Genomic DNA, 16755 nt, shown 5'->3' with positions numbered 1-16755 from the left:
ATGGCAGAAAAGAATCTGGAACAGATGAAGGAGGCCGTGGCGGAGATCCGGGAAAAGATGGCAGCCGCGGCCCGTGAAGCAGGCCGCGACCCGGCAGCGGTGCAGCTGTGCGCTGCCTGCAAGACCCGCACTGCACAGACGGTGGCCGCAAGTGCTGCGCTGCCCATCGATGTGTTTGGCGAGAACCATGTGCAGGAGCTGTGCGCAAACTTTGACGCCGGTGCCTACTGCGGTAAGCCCAGCCACTTTATCGGCCATCTGCAGACCAACAAGATCAAAAAGGTGCTGGGCCGCGCCAGCCTCATCCAGAGCGTGGACAGTGAGCATCTGCTGAACGCCATCGAGAAGGAAGCCGCCAAGGCCGGCATCGTGCAGGACGTGCTGCTGGAGGTGAACATCGGCGGGGAGGAGAGCAAGACCGGCGTGGCACCGGAAGCACTCTGGCCGCTGCTGGATGCCGCTGCCGCACAGGAGCACATCCGGGTCAAGGGGCTGATGGCCATTCCGCCCGTGAACGACGATGATGCCCGCAACCGCCGCTATCTGGCCGAGGTGTACAAGCTGTTTGTGCAGGCGGGAGAGCGCGGCTATTCCAACGTGTCCATGGAGACCCTCTCCATGGGCATGAGCGGCGACTTTGAAAACGCCATCCGGGAGGGTGCCACCCTCGTGCGCATCGGCACCGCCATCTACGGCGAACGGGATTACAGTAAAAAGTAAGAGAACGAACCCTCTCCGTCATTGCTGCGCAATGCCACCTCCCCCGAAAGGGGGAGGTTTTGTACAGCTTCCCGAAAGATGCAAAGGCTCCCCCTTTCGGGGGAGCTGGCGAACGAAGTGAGCCTGAGAGGGTTTTACAACAGGAGGAACCATGTCAAAAACCAAGATCAACGACCCCGGGGCGCACCACGCAGGCAGCGGTGCGCTGATCCGGCGGTTTCTGCCCTATCTGGCAAAGTACAAAAAGACCCTGTTTCTGGATCTGTTCTGTGCAGCACTGACCACCCTGTGTGATATCGTGCTGCCCAAGATCATGAGCACCATCACCAACGCCGCCATGGGCGTGGGCATCACCCTGACGGCGGGCATCGTGCTGCGGCTGGCAGCGCTCTATTTTGTGCTGCGCATCATCGACGGTGCAGCCAGCTACTATATGTCCAGCATCGGTCATATCATGGGCGTCCATATTGAGACCGACATGCGCCGCGATGCCTTTGATCACCTGCTGAAGCTGGATCACACCTACTACAACAACACCAAGGTGGGCACCATCATGGGCCGCATCACCAACGACCTGTTCGATGTGACCGAGTTTGCCCACCACTGCCCGGAGGAATTTTTCATTGCGGCCATCAAGATCGTGGTGTCTTTTGTCATCCTGTGCCGGGCCAGTGTGCCGCTGACGCTGGCGGTGTTCGCCTGCGTGCCGCTGATGGGGGTGGTATCGGTATACCTGAACGGACGTCTGCGGGCACGGTTCCGCCAGCAGCGCGTGCAGATCGGCGAGCTGAACTCCACCATTGAGGACAGCCTGCTGGGACAGGGCGTCGTGAAGGCCTTTGCCGCCGAGGATGAGGAACGGGAAAAGTTCGCCAAGGGCAACCGGGAGTTCGAGGAAATCAAGACCCTCGGCTACTACGCCATGGGTGCCTTCAACACCTCCACCCGCCTGTTCGACGGCCTGATGTATCTGGTGGTCATTCTGGCAGGCGGCCTCTCGCTGGTGTACGGCAGGATCACCGCCGGTGACATGGTGGCCTATATGCTGTACGTCACCACCCTCATTGCCACCATCCGCCGCATCGTGGAGTTTGCCGAGCAGTTCCAGCGCGGCATGACCGGCATTGAGCGCTTTGCCGAGATCATGGACACCCCCGTGACCATCGACGACGCCCCGGACGCGGTGCCGCTGCAGCCCGGCCCCGGTGACATCCGGTTTGAAAACGTCAGCTTTGAGTACCCGGACGACCACAACAAGGTCCTGCACAACGTCAGTCTGGATATCCGGGCGGGCGAACGGCTGGCGCTGGTCGGCCCTTCGGGCGGCGGCAAGACCACCCTGTGCAACCTCATCCCCCGCTTCTACGAGGTGACCAGTGGCCGCATCCTGATCGACGGACAGGATATCCGCCATGTCACCCTGAAGAGCCTGCGGCAGGATATCGGCATCGTGCAGCAGGACGTGTACCTGTTCAGCGGCACGGTGGCCCAGAACATCGCCTACGGCAAGCCCGGTGCCACCCGCGAAGATGATGGAAGCGGCCCGGCTGGCGGGTGCGGAAAAGTTCATTCTGGCCCTGAAGGACGGCTTTGACACCTATGTGGGTGAGCGCGGCGTCAAGCTCTCCGGCGGGCAGAAGCAGCGCATCGCCATTGCGCGGGTGTTCCTGAAGAACCCGACCATCCTCATTCTGGACGAGGCTACCAGCGCACTGGACAACGAAAGCGAGATTCTGGTGGGCCAGAGCCTGGAAAAGCTGGCCCATGGCCGCACCACCCTTACCATCGCTCACCGCCTGACCACCATCAAGGACTATGACCGCATCCTTGTGCTGGGCGAAGAGGGCATCGTGGAGTCCGGCACCCATGACCAGCTGCTGGCAAAGCAGGGCGTCTACTACCGCCTGTGGAACCAGCTGCCGGGGGAAGATACACTGTAAAAAAGCACGCATACAAAAAAGCTCTGCCGCAAGCACGGCAGAGCTTTTTGCGTACAGAGGGATCATTCGCCCACGATCAGGCGCACAGAACCATAGATACCGGCATCGTTGCCGAGGATGGCGGGCACGATGGGGGTCTCACGGCAGGACTTGAAGGCATAGACCTTGAAGTGCTCCCGCAGCGGGGCAAACAGCACCTCGCCTGCGCGGGACACGCCGCCGCCCACCATGAACATCTCCGGGTCCACGGTGGCGGCAATGGTTGCCAGCGCCATGCCGAGGGTATCGGTCATCTCGTCCACCTCGCGGGCGGCAAGGGCGTCGCCATTGCGGGCGGCATCAAACACGTCCTTGGCGGCAAACTCGGTGCCGCGCAGGGTGCAGGGGGTGTCCGGGTTCTCGTCCAGCAGCTTCTTCATGCAGCGCACAACGCCGGTAGCACTGGAATACTGCTCCAGACATCCGTGCTTGCCGCAGCCGCAGGCAGCGGTCTCGTGGCGGTCCACCGTGATGTGGCCGATCTCGCCGCCGGCACCGTGGGTGCCATCGATGACCTTGCCGTTGACGATGACGCCGCCGCCCACGCCGGTGCCCAGCGTGACCATGACCGCGCTGCGGCAGCCCTTGGCCGCACCCATCCAGATCTCGCCCAGAGCAGCCACGTTGGCGTCATTGCCCACAAGGACCCGGATGCCGCCCAGCATGGTGCTCAGCTCTTCAGCTACATTATGCTTGCCCCAGCCGCCGAGGTTTGCGCAGATGATGGGCACGATGCGGCTGTCCAGCACAGGGCCGGGCACGCCCACGCCCACGCCTTCCACCTGAGCGGCGGCAAGGCCCTTTTCCTGCATCTTGCCCTGCACGGCAGCGGCCAGATTTTCCAGAATGTGTTCACCGGCGTTGGAGGTGTCGGTGGGAACTTCCCACTTTTCCAGCAGCTCGCCGGTGGTCTTGAACAGGCCGATCTTAGCGGTGGTACCGCCCAGATCGATGCCGAATGCGTATTCCTTCATAGTTCATTTACCCCTTCTGCGGCCCGGGGCCGCATTTTTCATTCATACAGCCAGTATAGCACACCCGCTCCGAAAAGAGCAGTGCCGCTGCGGATTTTCATGCAAACAGACGGAAAACGCAGTGGATATTTGGCACAAATGCCAGTGCTCACCGCACGGTGTTGGTCAGGCTGCCAATGCCGTCGATCTCACAGCGCACCGTGTCGCCGGGCTTCAGAAACTGCGGCGGGTCCATGCCCATGCCCACGCCTGCCGGGGTGCCGGTGGCGATGATGGTTCCGGCTGTCAGGGTCATGCCCTGGGTCAGCTCGTGAATGACATGGTCGATGTCAAAAATCTGCAGGCTGGTGCTGGAGTCCTGCCGCTTTTCGCCGTTGACAAAGCTGCGGATGCCCATTTTGGGCGGATAGGTGTCGAATTCGTCTGCGGTAACGATGCAGGGACCCATGGGCGTAAAGCCGTCCAGACTTTTGCCGAAATACCACTGCTTGTGGGCGGTCTGCACATCGCGGGCGGAAACGTCGTTCAGGATGGTGTAGCCGAACACATAGTCCTTCGTCTGCCCGGCGGGCACGTCCCGGGCGTCTCGGCCCAGCACCACAGCCAGTTCGCATTCGTAGTCCAGCTTCTGCACAAGGTCGGTGTGGGCTTCAATGAAGCCGCCGTCCGGCACAGCGCGGCTGACCCGCTTGGAAAAATAAATGGCGTCCTGATGCTTTGTGGCAAAGGCATCGGCAGAGTATTTCTCCGCCTCGTCCGAGTGGGCCATGTAGTTGATGCCAAGGCACACCACGTCCTGCGCAGGGCAGGGGATGGGACTTTGCAGCTGTACGGCATCGATGGGCAGGGCCGGGATGCCTGCAATGGCAAGCTGCAGTCCGGCCTGCACCTGCGGGGTCAGAAAGGGGATGGCGTCGGACAAGGTTTCATAGGAAAGGCCCAGCCAGCTCAGGGGCCAGACCTGTGTGCCGTCGGCAGAAAGAATGGCCGGATCTTCCACGCCGTCCGGCAGGCGGCAGGTAACAAAACGCATGTGGACTCCCTCCCTCAGTGGCGGTAGGCGATGGCGTTCCGGATGCGGTCGGCCTCAGCCTGTCCGGCCAGCTGGCGCACCAGCTCCAGCGCAAAGGGAATGGCACCGCCCAGACCGTAGCTGGTGGTGATATTGCCGTCCACGACGACCTCGGCATCCAGCACCTCGGCACCGGCCAGCTGATCCTGAAAACCGGCGTGAGCCGTGGCCTTTCGGCCTTCCAGCAGGCCCAGCTGTGCCAGCACGCTGGGGGCGGCGCAGATGGCGGCGACCTTTTTGCCCGTCTGTGCAAAGGAAACACAGGTATCGGTGACGGTCTTGTTGGCGGCAAGGTTCGGGGTGCCGGGGATGCCGCCGGGCAGCACCACCATGTCCACATCCGAGTAATCAATGTCCTCTGCCAGTGCGTCGGCGGTGATGTGCACCTTGTGGCTGCTGGTGATGGCACGGTTGCCGGTGGCGCTGGCAATGGTCACCTCCACCTTGGCGCGGCGCAGCAGATCGACCACCAGCAGGGCTTCACACTCTTCGGTGCCCTCGGCAAAAAATACAACAGCTTTACTCATAAAATATCCCTCCTGTGAAGGTTTTCTCCGGAGAAAGGCAGCGCGGGATCCCGCGCGGCGGGAACCGGCTGCTTTCCGGTTGGATGACAAAAAAGCCGCATGCCGCTCCGGGCGGCACGCGGCACAGCTTCTCATTTTTGGGCTTTTCCGGCAGATTTCTCCGCTTCCAGCAGGCCGCGAAGCACGCTGTCGTCGGCACTGAGCACCCGGCTGACCCGGCTGATGATGGCACTGGACGCACCGGTCTTATCCATGATCTCGGTGTAGATGCGCTTGTCCACCAGCATTTCGGCAATGTTGTAGCGCTGCTCCATTGCGCTCAGCTCGGAATAGCTGCACACATCCTGTAAAAAGCGGTAGCACTGTTCCGGGGTCTTGAGCTGCAAAAATGCCTGATACAAACCGGACTGACCGGTAGGATGATCTTTTGCCATGTCGTTCTCCTTTTTTGCAGATGCCGCCCACAGGCAGGCACTTTATTACACTACATTAGTGTAGAACAAACGAAGAAAAAATTCAATAGCATTTTACGGTTTTCCGGCAGCAAAATCAGCCCAGAGTATGCTCAAACACCACTTCGTCCCGGGGGACGGTGCCGGTGTCCTGCTCAGCAGGCTTCAAATTGCGGTAGCGCAGTGCCTTGAAGAACTGCTGCACCGGCAGGGCCTTGGCGTGCACGGTGCACCACACACGGCCCTTGCCCTCGCCGCGGGCCAGCCGCTCGCAGGAGAGCACAATGTCCCGGCCCAGTGCCTTGCCGCGGTATTCGGGCTTGAGGTACAGGTGCATCAGGTGCAGGGCGGTGTTCTCCATCTTCCACGCAAAGTAGCCGATGGTTTTGCCGCCCAGAACGACCAGAAAATAGTTCACATCGTTGTCGATGTCCGCTTCGATGGCGTCTGCGCTCTGCAGCTCCTCCACAAGGGTGTCCAGCTGCTTTGCGGGGTAATAGCGCTTGTACACCTCGTGCCAGAGCTCACTGGCAAGGTCGGCGGTGGCGTGGATGTATTTGGCCTTGGCGACCAGCTTGTAATCAGGCTTCATAATTCTCCTTATACTTTTACGATATAATCCGGCTTGCGGGGGGCGGCGGGCTTGGGGTCTGCAGCAGGATAGCCCAGAATGCAGTGGCCGACGCCGACCCAATCACCCTCGATGCCCCACTGCCGGAGCAGGGCCTTGCCCTCGTCGGATTCAAACTCTTCCTTTGCACGGTTGATCCAGCAGCTGCCCAGCCCCAGCGAGGCCGCGGCCAGCATCAGATTGCCCATGACAAGGCTGCCGTCGGGCACGGCATTCTTGGAACCGGCATCGGCCAGCACCACCAGAATGGTGGGAGCGCCGTACATAGGGTCGGTGTCCTTGCCCATGACAGCGGCGTTCATGCGGGTGAGCTGGGCGCGGGTGGCAGCGTCCTGCACCACCACGATCTTTGCGCTCTGGCGGCCCATGGCGCTGGCGGCGTAGGTGCCGGCTTCCAGCACGGCATTCAGCTCTTCGTCGGTGATCTGCTCCGGCTTATAGGCACGGCAGCTGCGGCGGCTCTTAATGGTTTCCAAGGTTTCGTTGGTCATTCCAAATCCCTCCCTAAAAGCGTGTGCCTTTATTGTATCACAAGACGGGCCGGAGTGTAAAGAAATTCCCTGCAGAGACGGTTTTGTTGCGCGTAAACGTTATTGTTGCGGGAATCATGTCAAAATGCACAATAAAACGTAAAAAGATTATGGAAAAGCATTCTTGCTGCCAAAGGACAAATACGTTATAATAGGGCTACCAAACTGGAAAGGAGTCGTGCTCTATGGCAAAGGCATCACAGGCAGTCATTCTGGAAAATGAATTTTATATCATCAAAGCCCCCAATGGAAAGGTGCTGGAAGTAAAGAACTTCAACACCGAGAATGGCGCGGCCATCCAGCTGTGGAGCTATGCAGGCCATCCGTGGCAGCAGTGGCAGTTCGTGGATGCAGGCGAGGGCCGCTGGCGCATCTGCAACCGCTTTACCGGCAAGATGATGGATCTGGCCCTTGGCGGTGTGGTGGAGGGCACATGGCTGCACCAGTGGGGCCGCACCAGCGGGCTGAGTCAGTGCTGGGCGCTGGAGCCCACCCGCAGCGGGCGCACCCGCATCCGCAATGTGCTGGCGGATAAATACATCGACCTTGTGGGCATGAACACCGCCAACGGCGCACAGGCCCAGATCTGGAACTTTGTGGCCGGCGGCAATCAGGAATGGACGCTGGAACGCATCGACCCGGACGCCGCCCAGAGCGGACGCCGTGCCGAGGAGGCCAAAGACCCGCAGCCCACGCCCAGCCAGCGCAAGCATCAGAACGACCTTGTGCGCAAGCTGAACAATGCGGGCAAGGGAAGAGCAAGCCGGAAGGGTCAATGACTTTAAATTGCCGCCGCGTTGCTCTGGCATATTCAGAGGAAAAAGTTATTTTTGGTTTGCACCCCGGCAAAGCCTGCGGGCTTTGCCGGGGTGCTTTTTCCCGGGAGGGGCCGCAGCGAAAAACGGCATTTTCCACAAAAACAAGATCAAAAGGAGAACGCAATGAATCTAGGAGCCTTCATGAACCCGGAATTTCCCATTTTCAGCACCACGCTGTGTTATCTGGAACGGGAGGATGCCTACCTGATGCTGCACCGCATCAAAAAGCAGGACGACTACAACCACGACAAATGGATCGGTGTAGGCGGAAAGTTTGAGCGGTTTGAAAGCCCGGAGGACTGTCTGCTGCGGGAAGTGAAGGAGGAGACCGGCCTGACTTTGAAGCGCTTCCGCGCCCGGGGCCTGCTGACCTTTATTTGGGGCAACATGACCGAGTTCATCCATCTGTATACCGCCGACCGCTGGGAAGGCGAAATGGTGCGGGGCAGCGCCTGCAGGGAGGGCGTGCTGGAATGGGTGCCGAAGGAGAAGGTGACCGGCCTGCCCATCTGGGAGGGCGACAAGATCTTCTTCCGGCTGCTGAATGAGGACCGGCCTTATTTTTCCCTCAAGCTGGTGTATGAAGGCGATACGCTGAAACAGGCGGTGCTGGACGGGAAACGGATCGTTTGAGCGCTTCCTGTGCAGAGCGTAGTCGTGTGTTTAACCGTGAAAAGACAAATCCCGGCAGACCGCAGCCTGCCGGGATTTGCTCTATCAAAAAAGAATTTTCCGCTTAAAAAATCAGTTCAGCTTCAGATCGCCCTCTTTGATCCAGCCCATCTTCCGCTCGATCTCGCAGAAGATCACGCTCAGCACGGCGGGCAGAACAAAGCACAGCAGCACCATTGCAGCCCAGTCCATGGGGGTGATGGCGGTCTTGACGCCGGCGGCAATGTCGCTGACCCAGCCGGTGTACACGCCGATCTGGCCCACCAGACCGCAGGTGCCCATGCCGGAGGACACGGCGGCACCGTTCATCTCAAAGTGGAACACGCAGGTAGCCAGCGGGCCGGTGATGGCACTGGCCAGCGTGGGTGCGATCCAGATGCGGGGGTTCTTGACGATGTTGCCCATCTGCAGCATGCTGGTGCCAAGGCCCTGGCTCACCAGACCGCCTACACCGTTTTCCTTGTAGCTCATCACGGCAAAGCCGATCATCTGGGCACAGCAGCCTGCCACGGCAGCACCGCCGGCAAGGCCGGTCAGGCCCAGCGCGGCGCAGATGGCGGCAGAGGAAATGGGCAGAGTCAGCGCAACGCCCACGATGACGGACACCAGAATGCCCATGACCAGCGGGGCCTGCTCGGTGGCCCACATGATCAGGGTGCCCACCTGACTTGCAGCGGCACCGATGGGAGCGGCGATCAGCATGGAAAGGCCCACGCCGGAAAAAATGGTCACCAGCGGGGTCACGAGGATGTCCACGCGGGTCTCCTTGCTCACGGCCTTGCCCAGCTCGGAAGCCGCGATGGCGATGATGAGCACGGCCAGCGGGCCGCCTGCGCCGCCCAGAGCGTTGGCAGAGTAGCCCACGGTGATCAGGCTGAACAGCACCAGCGGCGGGCAGTGCAGTGCCCAGCCGATGGCACAGGCCATGGCGGGGCCGCTCATGGCGGTGGCGTAGCCGCCCAGATCCACCAGCACGTCCAGACCGGTCTGCTGGCCCAGCGTCTTGATGATGGTGCCGATCAGCAGGCTGGCAAACAGGCCCTGTGCCATGGCACCCAGCGCCTCAATGAGATAGCGCTGCGGGGTGATGACGATATCCTTGCGTTTTAAGAAATCTTTCACATTTGACATGAGAAACTGCCTTTCTGTTTCAAGATGGTTGATTCGATGCAAAAACTGCATGTCAAGTATAATACCATACACATGTCAAGACAGCAAGATGAAACGTTGATTTTACTGGAAATATCTGCAATTTTTGGCTTTGTGCAATGTTTTTGCCGGTGCAGACGTATCTGTTTTGGAGCATTTTCTGGTACGGGGTCTTGGACAGCGCAGAGGGCGCACGGCACAGGAGCGGCAATTGACGGGAGCTTGTCTGCGGGTGTATACTGGAACCGTATCCGAAATATGAAATGCTGCTCTCTGCGAGGGCGGCATCCCGATAAATTCAGAAAGTTTGGAGCACAGCATGAAAAAAATGTTCTGGAACAAGTTCAAGGTCCGCAGTGCGGCGGCGGTTCTGGCGGCGGCACTTGCCTTTTCGATGAGCGCACCGCTGGCACTGGCTGCACAGCCGGAGGAAGCGGCAGCGTCTGTCGGGACGGTGCAGGAGGCGGATATGCCCACCCTGCAGCCGGAGACGCCGGAGCTGGCCGCCGAGGACCCGGAGGCACCGCCCGTACAGGCCACAGAAGCCGAAGAAAACAGCACGAACCAGCACACCCCGGAAAACAGCGTCGTACTGACCCCGGAGGAGATCCGTGCCGCGCTGGATGCCGGTGCCATGGATGCCGCCGAAGCTCAGTGCATCGACCTGAGCGATGAGAACGGTTTTTTCAGCTGGCTGTTCAATTTCCTGTTTGGCTGGCTGGGCAAAAAAGACGAGTCCCAGCCGGAGCCGGCCTACTCCGGCTGGCGCACCTCCGGCGGCAAGACCTACTACTACAGCCAGAGCACCAACAAGCCGGTGACCGGCATCCAGTGCATCGACAATAAACTCTATTATTTCAATGCGGACGGCGTGCTGGAAAAGGGCAAGACCTTCGGCGTGGATGTTTCCAAGTATCAGAAAAATGTGGACTGGGCGAAGATCAAAAAGGCGGGCGTCAGCTTTGTCATCGTCCGCATCGGCTACCGCGGTTATGGTGCGGCCGGTACGCTGGTGCTGGACCCCATGTTCGAGGAGCATTTCACCAATGTGAAGAACGCAGGCCTGAAGGTGGGCGTGTACTTCTTCAGTCAGGCCACCACCGAAGCGGAAGCCAAGGAGGAAGCCTTTGCCTGCGCCTATGTGCTGAACGGACGCAAGCTGGATTACCCCATCTTCTTTGACACCGAGGCGTCCGGCGCTTCCAACGGCTCCGGCCGCGCAGACGGTCTGGGTATGGAGGACCGCACCAAGTGTGCCATCGCTTTCTGTGAGGAGGTCAAGGCACAGGGCTACAAGCCCGGCGTGTACGCCTCTACCCTGTGGTACCGCAAGCGTATCGATCTGAACAGACTGAAAAAGTATACCATCTGGAACGCACATTATGGCGTTGCCAGCAGCCCCATCGACTGCGCACTGTGGCAGGGCACCTGCACGGCACGTCTGCCCGGCTATAAGGGCGATATGGATGTGAACATCAGCTACATTGGATAAGTGAGGAATCTATGGACCACATTCGCCTGATCGCGTCGGACATGGATGCGACCCTTCTGGACGAACGCAGCCAGCTCCCGCCGGATTTTGCGGAAACGATCCGCGCATTGGCCGGGCAGGGCATCCTGTTTGCCGCCGCCAGCGGCAGACCGCTTTACACATTGGAGACCATGTTCCCGGAATTGCTGGAGGAGATCATCCTTATTGGCGATAACGGCGGTGCGGCCCGCTGGAAAGGCAAGGATCTGTTTGTGTCCGAAATGCCTGCCGAAGGCTGGCGGCAGCTGGCCCGGAGCACGAAGCAGGCCGGAGATGTGGGCCTTTTGTGCGGACTGCAGGCGGCCTACGCGGAAAAGCGGGATGAACGATACGATGCCGTGTTCAAGAATTTCTACACCCGGGTGGAGTACGTGGATGACCTGACTGCTGTGGAAGCGGCGGCGGATAAGTTTACCATCTATCTGCCCAACGACGACGCGCAGAAAGCCTTCGACCGGACCTACGGCGCATTCCACACCGGAAATGGCGGTGCATTCTCGGTGGCGGTGGCAGGCAGAAACTGGGTGGACGTGATGAACCCCGGTGTGCACAAGGGCGCAGCGCTGGCAAAGGTGGGAGCACTACTGGGCATTCCGGCCGACAGCATGATGGCCTTTGGCGACACCTACAACGATGCCGAGATGCTCACCACCGCAAAGTACGGCTTCCTGATGGAGAACGGCAGCGAACCGCTGCGGGCGCAGGTGCCGTTTCTGGCACCGTCCCACCGGGAATACGGCGTGATGCAGGTGCTGAAACAGGTGCTCCGCCAGAACGGCGAAGTCTCGCCGGAGGATTTTGTGAAGGCGCATTGAGAAAAATCTGATTTAGAATTGTCTCCGCTTCGCTCTGGACGAGTTGTGGCACCCAGCGGCTACTACGGCCCTTGAGCGGGCCTTGCATCCTGCTGGCCACGGCCCCAACAGCTCCTCCCTGCATTCCCTCTTTTGTCGCTATGCGACATCTTCCCCCGGCCGGGGGAAGTCTTTGGCCGCAGGCCGCAGTCGTCGCCGTTGCAATATCAGCGGAAATATTATTTTATAATTAGTAAATCCGAAAAGCCTGCGGGCTTTTCGGATTTACTTTTTCACGGGAGAGGTCGTGAAGGAAAACTGCATCTTATCAAACTCCTCCAGTCTGCTCCGCAGACAGCCCCCCCTCACGGAGGGGGCCCTTGGCAAAACCGAAAATCGCTCCTCTTCGCCAGAGGGGCGGTGGGCATTTTAAATCGTCATAACCTGCCCGGACTCTGAATAAATTGTTCTCAGAGCAATAAACAGGCTGGGGAGGCATGGGGATATGTTTGTAATTACACTGAGCAAAACGAGCCTGAAAAAACTGGGTCTTGGCGCCATGTGCTGCGCACTGGTGGTGTGCAGTGCCCTGCTGGGTCGGTTCATCAGCCAGCGCACGGTCACGGTCTCGGCGGCGGTGAACCGGATCGAGAGCGCGCAGGATATCCAGACCTGGTTCACCGGTTATGGTCTGGATGTGGACGGCGCGTCCATCACGGCAGATAAGGTAAAGATCCCCCGCAAATGGGATGACAGCTTTTCGGCCTTCAACGGGGTGGTGCAGCAGAGCGGCATGGATCTTGCCCGCTATAAGGGCAAGACGGTGGAGAAATGGACGGCCCTGATCCTGCAGCCAGCAGCGGCGAGACCAGCCGCTACGGCGTGCTGCTGGTGTATAAGAAAAAGGCTGTGGGGGCCTATCTGCTGGAACGGCCTTCCGGCGTGGTGGTGGGCCTGAAAGACATGCAGGCCGCCATGGAAGAGGCAGAAGTACAGCAGACATCCGGCGAGGATTACAGCGGTGACTGGGGCGAGCGCCACGACGAGGAACTGACCGACGAAGCACAGCAGACCTCCGGCGAGGACTACAGCGGCGACTGGGGCGAACGCCATGACGAAGAGCTGGATGCGCAGCAGACCTCCGGTGAGCCGGACGCTGCCCCGCAGGCGGTGCCGTATACAGAACTGCCGCTGGATGCGGAAGGCTACCCGGTGGAATGAGCACCGGAATGGCCCGCAAAAACCGGGAACAGCCGGAAATGCCTTTGGCTCCTGCTGCAAAGCCAAAGGACAAAATGCCTAAAATTTACGCACAAGCGGAAGAAAAAGTGAAATTTGCGCATTTTTGTCACATTTGTATGTTCAATTGTACCAAAATTTTGCATAAAAAATTAGCAATATAAAATGGTGAAAAATTTCCGACTAGGGTTTATAATAGAAGTATCAACCGTGCCGCAGCTGGGCTGCGTCCGGCGCAGGTGCAGAAGCGCCGCACGGGATCTAAGTAAGGAGAAAATGATTATGAAGGAATTCCAGTATACCGTTAAGGATGCATGCGGCATCCACGCTCGTCCCGCCGGCCTGCTCGTCAAGACCGTCAAGGGCTTTGCCAGCAGCGTCACCCTTGAAAAGGACGGCAAGAGCTGCGATATGCGCAAGCTGATGGCTCTGATGGGCATGGGCGTTAAGCAGGGCGAGACCGTTACCATCAAGGTCGAGGGCGACGATGAGGAAGCTGCAGCTGCAGCTGTCCAGAAGTTCCTGACCGAGAACGTCTGATTCCGCAGTTAACATGAGGAAGGCCCTCGCGGGTGAGCTGCGGGGGCTTTTTTTGGACTGTCGGAGCAGTGCGGCCCCGGCACAGATGAAGAAGGAGTAGTGTGCAATGCAGGTAGGCACCGGCAAAAGCGTACTCAATGGCATCGCCATTGGCAAGCTGAAGATCTATAAGAAAAAAGATACCGCTATTTCCACCGCCCCTGTGGCAGATACTGCCGCAGAACTGGAGCGTTTTGAAGCTGCCCGCCAGAAGGCCATTGAGCAGCAGACCGCCCTGTACGAAAAGGCACTGGCAGAAGCCGGCGAGGACATCGCCGAGGTGTTCAACATCCACGCCATGATGCTGGATGACGACGACTTTGTGGACGCCATCAAGGAGATCATCAACGGGCAGAAGATGTGCGCCGAGTACGCCGTCAAGACCGCCGGCAACAATCAGGCTGCGGTGTTCGCCGCCATGGATGACCCGTATCTGCAGGCCCGCAGTGCAGATGTGCTGGACATTGCACAGGCCATTCTGGACATTCTGCAGGGGGTGGACAACGCCAGCCTGCAGGGTACTGAGCCCAGCATTCTGGTCGCGGAGGATCTGGCCCCGTCTGAGACCGTCCGCATGGATAAGAGCCTGCTGCTGGGCTTTATCACCCGGGAGGGCAGCTCCAACAGCCACACTGCCATTCTGGCCCGCAGCATGAACATCCCCGCCCTGATCCAGTGCAAGGATATTCAGGACGACTGGGACGGCAAGATGGCGGTCATCGATGGCTACAATGCCTGCGTTTACGTTGACCCCACCCCCGACCTGCTCAAGAGCCTGAAGAAGCGCCAGCAGGAAGATCAGAAGAAGCAGGCCCTGCTGCAGGAGCTGAAGGGCAAGCCCAATACCACGCTGGACGGCAAGACCATCAATGTCTTTGCCAACATCGGCGGCATGAGCGATGTGGGCGCTGTGCAGCAGAACGACGCCGGCGGTGTGGGCCTGTTCCGCACCGAGTTCGTCTATCTGAACTGCAAGGACTTCCCCACCGAGGACTACCAGTTCGAGGCCTACAAGCAGGTGGTGGAAAGCCTTGCACCCCGCAAGGTGGTCGTCCGTACCTGTGACATCGGTGCCGATAAGACCGTCGATTACATGAAGCTGGATCACGAGGATAACCCCGCTCTGGGCTACCGCGCCATCCGCATCTGCCTGACCCGCAGGGACTTCTTCAAGACCCAGCTGCGCGCTCTGCTGCGTGCTTCTGCCTACGGTAACATGAGCATCATGTTCCCCATGATCACCAGCCTGCGAGAGCTGCAGGACGCCAAGGCTGTTCTGGAAGAGTGCCGTGCGGAGCTGACCGCCGAGGGTGTCAAGATGGGTCAGAACATCGAGGTCGGCACCATGATCGAGACCCCCGCCGCTGTACTGATCGCGGACGAGCTGGCTGCCGAGTGCGACTTCTTCTCCATCGGCACCAACGACCTGACCCAGTACACCTGCGCGCTGGACCGCCAGAACGCAAAGCTGGAGCCGTTCTTCAACCCGCACCATCCCGCTGTGCTGCGCGCCATCAAGATGACCATTGAGGCGGGCCACCGCCACGGCATTTGGGTGGGCATCTGCGGTGAGCTGGGCGCAGACACCGCCCTCACCGAGACCTTCCTGCGCATGGGTGTGGACGAGCTGTCCATGAACGCCAAGAGCATCCTGCCGGTGCGCAAGATCATCCGCAGCGTGGACCTGAGCAAGCCTTCTGAGAAGTAATTCATCCGAGAATCCCGGTTTACCGTTCCCATAAAGCTCCCCGGCAGGGCATCCCGCTCTGCCGGGGTCTTTCTATACCGGGCAAAAGTTTACGGAAAATACTTTAAAACGATAAAGCGAAATGCTATACTATAAGCGATAACAGGGTATGCAGGTGTCCAGCGCTGCCCATGGAGGACCGTTATGACTCAGTTTTTGATCCGTCTTTTCATTCGCCAGCCCGACCATGCGCAGGACCCTAAGGTGCGCGCCGTCTATGGCAACCTTGCCTGCTGGGTGGGTATGGCGTGCAACCTGCTGCTGTGTCTGGGCAAGCTGACCGTGGGCACCCTGTTCGGCTCCATTGCCATCATGGCAGATGCCCTGAACAACCTGTCGGACGCCTCGTCCAACGTGGTCAGTCTGGTGGGCTTCAAGCTGGCCGCCAAGGCCCCGGACGCAGAGCACCCCTTTGGCCATGCCCGGTATGAATATCTGGCGGGGCTGGCAGTCAGTGTGACCATTCTCGGCATCGGCTTTTCGCTGCTGAAGGAATCGGTGGTCAAGGTGCTGCACCCCACCCCGGTGATGTTCAGCTGGCTCACGGTGGCAGTGCTGGCGGCGTCCATCCTCGTCAAGCTGTGGATGAGCGGCTTCAACCGCACCATCGGGCGCATCATCGGCTCCGAGACCCTCATTGCCACTGCTGCCGACAGCCGCAACGATGTGCTGAGCACCGGCGCGGTGCTCATTGCGGCGGTGCTGTGCCGCGTGACCGGCTGGGATGTGCTGGATGGTCTGATGGGCGTAGGAGTGGCGGCCTTCATCCTGATCTCCGGCTGGGGCCTTGTGATGGATACGCTCAGCCCGCTGCTGGGCGAAAGCCCCAGCGAGGATCTGGTGGATCACATCGAGCAGAAGGTGCTCTCCTATCCCGGCGTGCTGGGAATGCATGACCTGATGGTGCACGACTACGGCCCGGGACACCAGTTCGCCTCCCTGCATGTGGAGCTGCCCGCCGAGCAGGACCCGCTGGAGGCACACGACCTGATCGACAACATCGAGCGGGACTTCTTTAAAAACGACAACCTCATGGTGACCATCCACTACGATCCCATCGTCACCTCGGACGCCGCAGTGGGGGTGCTGCGTGCCCGTCTGACCGAAAAGCTGCGTCAGATGGACCCGGAGCTTTCTCTGCACGACCTGCGCATCGTGCCGGGCAGGACCCACACCAACGTGCTGTTCGATCTGGTGCTTCCGGCAGGCTATGCAGGGGATAAGGTGGAGCTGCTGACTCAGCTGGAACAGTTCATCAAGGAACAGGATGCAGCCTACAGCTGCATCATCAAGGTGGAGCAGAGCTATACGGCTGCCCACAAATAAACTCTCAGGGGGAAG

Annotated in this window: 18 protein-coding genes and 1 pseudogene; 12 read left to right on the top strand and 7 right to left on the bottom strand. The window is 59.6% G+C overall.

Translation table 11 applies throughout. From position 1 onward, the window contains the following. The gene (locus ACKXF7_RS02840; protein ID WP_423742072.1) at window positions 1-720 is read left to right on the top strand and encodes a YggS family pyridoxal phosphate-dependent enzyme; all 720 of its coding nucleotides are present in this window, start codon (window positions 1-3) and stop codon (window positions 718-720) included. Window positions 721-871: 151 nt separating this feature from the next. Continuing rightward, window positions 872-2660, top strand: a pseudogene (locus ACKXF7_RS02835) (ABC transporter ATP-binding protein). Window positions 2661-2722: 62 nt separating this feature from the next. Here the strand turns inward: ACKXF7_RS02835 and ACKXF7_RS02830 are convergent. The 6 genes from ACKXF7_RS02830 to ACKXF7_RS02805 all read right to left on the bottom strand — a co-directional run bounded on the left by ACKXF7_RS02830 (window position 2723) and on the right by ACKXF7_RS02805 (window position 6846). Continuing rightward, window positions 2723-3673 (bottom strand): ROK family glucokinase, encoded by a 951-nt coding sequence (locus ACKXF7_RS02830; protein WP_348584434.1) that lies wholly within the window; start codon window positions 3671-3673, stop codon window positions 2723-2725. 148 nt (window positions 3674-3821) lie between these two features. Beyond that, window positions 3822-4706 carry a fumarylacetoacetate hydrolase family protein gene (locus ACKXF7_RS02825; RefSeq protein WP_423742071.1) on the bottom strand — a complete coding sequence of 295 codons (885 nt, stop codon included), beginning with the start codon at window positions 4704-4706 and terminating at the stop codon, window positions 3822-3824. 14 nt (window positions 4707-4720) lie between these two features. Continuing rightward, window positions 4721-5272 carry a DJ-1 family glyoxalase III gene (locus ACKXF7_RS02820; RefSeq protein WP_249237903.1) on the bottom strand — a complete coding sequence of 184 codons (552 nt, stop codon included), beginning with the start codon at window positions 5270-5272 and terminating at the stop codon, window positions 4721-4723. A gap of 131 nt (window positions 5273-5403) precedes the next feature. Next, complete coding sequence (locus ACKXF7_RS02815) at window positions 5404-5706, bottom strand: YerC/YecD family TrpR-related protein (protein ID WP_423742070.1); 303 nt, start codon at window positions 5704-5706, stop codon at window positions 5404-5406. A gap of 115 nt (window positions 5707-5821) precedes the next feature. Beyond that, window positions 5822-6316, bottom strand: a complete 495-nt coding sequence (locus ACKXF7_RS02810; protein ID WP_249237905.1) for a GNAT family N-acetyltransferase — start codon at window positions 6314-6316, stop codon at window positions 5822-5824. An 8-nt stretch (window positions 6317-6324) separates the two neighbouring features. Further along, entirely contained in the window at window positions 6325-6846 is a 522-nt protein-coding gene (locus ACKXF7_RS02805) for a nitroreductase family protein (RefSeq protein ID WP_339394658.1), read from the bottom strand. Between the two features lie 224 nt (window positions 6847-7070). Between ACKXF7_RS02805 and ACKXF7_RS02800 the strand changes: the two genes are divergently transcribed. Together ACKXF7_RS02800 and ACKXF7_RS02795 are read left to right on the top strand one after the other, a co-directional pair. Further along, window positions 7071-7664 carry an RICIN domain-containing protein gene (locus ACKXF7_RS02800; RefSeq protein WP_249237907.1) on the top strand — a complete coding sequence of 198 codons (594 nt, stop codon included), beginning with the start codon at window positions 7071-7073 and terminating at the stop codon, window positions 7662-7664. 162 nt (window positions 7665-7826) lie between these two features. Next, entirely contained in the window at window positions 7827-8336 is a 510-nt protein-coding gene (locus ACKXF7_RS02795) for an 8-oxo-dGTP diphosphatase (protein ID WP_348584444.1), read from the top strand. A gap of 111 nt (window positions 8337-8447) precedes the next feature. On the opposite strand, the gene ACKXF7_RS02790 is transcribed toward ACKXF7_RS02795, so the two are convergent. Next, entirely contained in the window at window positions 8448-9506 is a 1059-nt protein-coding gene (locus ACKXF7_RS02790) for a PTS transporter subunit IIC (protein WP_418265385.1), read from the bottom strand. A 337-nt stretch (window positions 9507-9843) separates the two neighbouring features. On the opposite strand from ACKXF7_RS02790, the gene ACKXF7_RS02785 reads away from it, so the two are divergent. The 8 genes from ACKXF7_RS02785 to ACKXF7_RS02750 all read left to right on the top strand — a co-directional run bounded on the left by ACKXF7_RS02785 (window position 9844) and on the right by ACKXF7_RS02750 (window position 16740). After that, window positions 9844-11016: a GH25 family lysozyme gene (locus tag ACKXF7_RS02785; RefSeq protein ID WP_423742069.1), complete on the top strand. Its 1173-nt coding sequence runs from the start codon at window positions 9844-9846 to the stop codon at window positions 11014-11016. 11 nt (window positions 11017-11027) lie between these two features. Next, window positions 11028-11870, top strand: a complete 843-nt coding sequence (locus ACKXF7_RS02780) for a Cof-type HAD-IIB family hydrolase (protein ID WP_423742068.1) — start codon at window positions 11028-11030, stop codon at window positions 11868-11870. A gap of 484 nt (window positions 11871-12354) precedes the next feature. Then, on the top strand, window positions 12355-12807 hold the full coding sequence (locus tag ACKXF7_RS02775) for a DUF4830 domain-containing protein (RefSeq protein ID WP_423742067.1): 453 nt from the start codon (window positions 12355-12357) through the stop codon (window positions 12805-12807). Continuing rightward, a complete protein-coding gene (locus tag ACKXF7_RS02770) occupies window positions 12759-13070 on the top strand; it encodes a hypothetical protein (protein WP_423742066.1) in 312 nt (103 codons plus the stop codon). Before ACKXF7_RS02775 ends, ACKXF7_RS02770 begins: the two co-directional genes overlap by 49 nt. Before the next feature lie 8 nt (window positions 13071-13078). Continuing rightward, window positions 13079-13252, top strand: a complete 174-nt coding sequence (locus ACKXF7_RS02765) for a hypothetical protein (RefSeq protein ID WP_418268252.1) — start codon at window positions 13079-13081, stop codon at window positions 13250-13252. A gap of 112 nt (window positions 13253-13364) precedes the next feature. Then, complete coding sequence (locus ACKXF7_RS02760; RefSeq protein WP_249237914.1) at window positions 13365-13628, top strand: HPr family phosphocarrier protein; 264 nt, start codon at window positions 13365-13367, stop codon at window positions 13626-13628. Window positions 13629-13734: 106 nt separating this feature from the next. Continuing rightward, window positions 13735-15375, top strand: coding sequence for a phosphoenolpyruvate--protein phosphotransferase (ptsP, locus tag ACKXF7_RS02755; RefSeq protein ID WP_423742065.1), 1641 nt, complete (start codon window positions 13735-13737; stop codon window positions 15373-15375). A 183-nt stretch (window positions 15376-15558) separates the two neighbouring features. Then, window positions 15559-16740: a cation diffusion facilitator family transporter gene (locus tag ACKXF7_RS02750; RefSeq protein WP_423742064.1), complete on the top strand. Its 1182-nt coding sequence runs from the start codon at window positions 15559-15561 to the stop codon at window positions 16738-16740. Window positions 16741-16755 lie beyond the last annotated feature (15 nt).

Origin of the sequence: Faecalibacterium sp. 7, from assembly GCF_049562865.1 — a bacterium.
GTDB classification, from domain to species: Bacteria; Bacillota; Clostridia; order Oscillospirales; family Ruminococcaceae; genus Faecalibacterium; species Faecalibacterium wellingii.
The sequence above is the reverse complement of the archived record's forward strand: the minus strand, read 5'-3'. Positions and strand labels throughout refer to the sequence as shown.

Bases quoted from the DNA above. Each gene is read 5' to 3' on its own strand.
- ACKXF7_RS02840 (WP_423742072.1), top strand. From the start codon at position 1: ATGGCAGAAAAGAATCTGGAACAGATGAAGGAGGCCGTGGCGGAGATC.
- ACKXF7_RS02830 (WP_348584434.1), bottom strand. From the start codon at position 3,673: ATGAAGGAATACGCATTCGGCATCGATCTGGGCGGTACCACCGCTAAG.
- ACKXF7_RS02825 (WP_423742071.1), bottom strand. From the start codon at position 4,706: ATGCGTTTTGTTACCTGCCGCCTGCCGGACGGCGTGGAAGATCCGGCC.
- ACKXF7_RS02820 (WP_249237903.1), bottom strand. From the start codon at position 5,272: ATGAGTAAAGCTGTTGTATTTTTTGCCGAGGGCACCGAAGAGTGTGAA.
- ACKXF7_RS02815 (WP_423742070.1), bottom strand. From the start codon at position 5,706: ATGGCAAAAGATCATCCTACCGGTCAGTCCGGTTTGTATCAGGCATTT.
- ACKXF7_RS02810 (WP_249237905.1), bottom strand. From the start codon at position 6,316: ATGAAGCCTGATTACAAGCTGGTCGCCAAGGCCAAATACATCCACGCC.
- ACKXF7_RS02805 (WP_339394658.1), bottom strand. From the start codon at position 6,846: ATGACCAACGAAACCTTGGAAACCATTAAGAGCCGCCGCAGCTGCCGT.
- ACKXF7_RS02800 (WP_249237907.1), top strand. From the start codon at position 7,071: ATGGCAAAGGCATCACAGGCAGTCATTCTGGAAAATGAATTTTATATC.
- ACKXF7_RS02795 (WP_348584444.1), top strand. From the start codon at position 7,827: ATGAATCTAGGAGCCTTCATGAACCCGGAATTTCCCATTTTCAGCACC.
- ACKXF7_RS02790 (WP_418265385.1), bottom strand. From the start codon at position 9,506: ATGTCAAATGTGAAAGATTTCTTAAAACGCAAGGATATCGTCATCACC.
- ACKXF7_RS02785 (WP_423742069.1), top strand. From the start codon at position 9,844: ATGAAAAAAATGTTCTGGAACAAGTTCAAGGTCCGCAGTGCGGCGGCG.
- ACKXF7_RS02780 (WP_423742068.1), top strand. From the start codon at position 11,028: ATGGACCACATTCGCCTGATCGCGTCGGACATGGATGCGACCCTTCTG.
- ACKXF7_RS02775 (WP_423742067.1), top strand. From the start codon at position 12,355: ATGTTTGTAATTACACTGAGCAAAACGAGCCTGAAAAAACTGGGTCTT.
- ACKXF7_RS02765 (WP_418268252.1), top strand. From the start codon at position 13,079: ATGGCCCGCAAAAACCGGGAACAGCCGGAAATGCCTTTGGCTCCTGCT.
- ACKXF7_RS02760 (WP_249237914.1), top strand. From the start codon at position 13,365: ATGATTATGAAGGAATTCCAGTATACCGTTAAGGATGCATGCGGCATC.
- ptsP (WP_423742065.1), top strand. From the start codon at position 13,735: ATGCAGGTAGGCACCGGCAAAAGCGTACTCAATGGCATCGCCATTGGC.
- ACKXF7_RS02750 (WP_423742064.1), top strand. From the start codon at position 15,559: ATGACTCAGTTTTTGATCCGTCTTTTCATTCGCCAGCCCGACCATGCG.